The organism is Pseudarthrobacter naphthalenicus, from assembly GCF_029076445.1.
In the GTDB taxonomy this organism is placed as follows: domain Bacteria; phylum Actinomycetota; class Actinomycetes; order Actinomycetales; family Micrococcaceae; genus Arthrobacter; species Arthrobacter naphthalenicus.
Map to the genome: position 1 here is coordinate 1 of NZ_JARESG010000090.1, position 512 is coordinate 512.

The 512-nt window shown below is 70.7% G+C and carries 1 protein-coding gene; it reads right to left on the reverse strand.

Annotated features, from left to right (window positions below):
- Positions 1 to 512: DUF222 domain-containing protein (locus PY310_RS21530; protein WP_275216661.1), on the reverse strand; the 512-nt coding region annotated here is incomplete at both ends.

Genomic DNA, 512 nt, shown 5'->3' on the forward strand with positions numbered 1-512 from the left:
TCCTCGGTCAGGCCCATCAGTGCGAACACCGGCACGGTGACCAGGACCTGGGCTTTCGGTGAGGGGATGAGGTCGGCTTCCCCGCCGAGGAGCCAGGCTGCGACGGTGTCGGCGCGCAGTTGGGTGAGGGTCCTGGTTTCGGTGGGGCCCTGCATTGCCCGGGCGGCGGTGGTGGCGCGGTCATGGATCCCGGCGGCTTGATCGGCGGGGAGGTAGGCCGAGAGCCAGGCCATCCCGTCCCGGTCCGGAGAGTACTCCAAACGCCGGTCCAAGGCACTCTTGGTGTGGCGTTTTTCGATGCTGTCGGGGTGGTGGCGTTCGCGCCAGGTGCGGGCTTTGGCGCGGAACCGGCCGGGGGTCAGCTCACCGGCCGGTCCCCGGGCGGGGTTGGGTGCGGCGGGATCCAGGAAGTGGGCTTCCAGGGCGGCGGCGCCGGCGTGATCGAGGTTGAGGGTTTCGTCCGCCATGACCCGGGCGTGCTGCCAGGACATGGTTCCTGCCTGCAGGGCGGC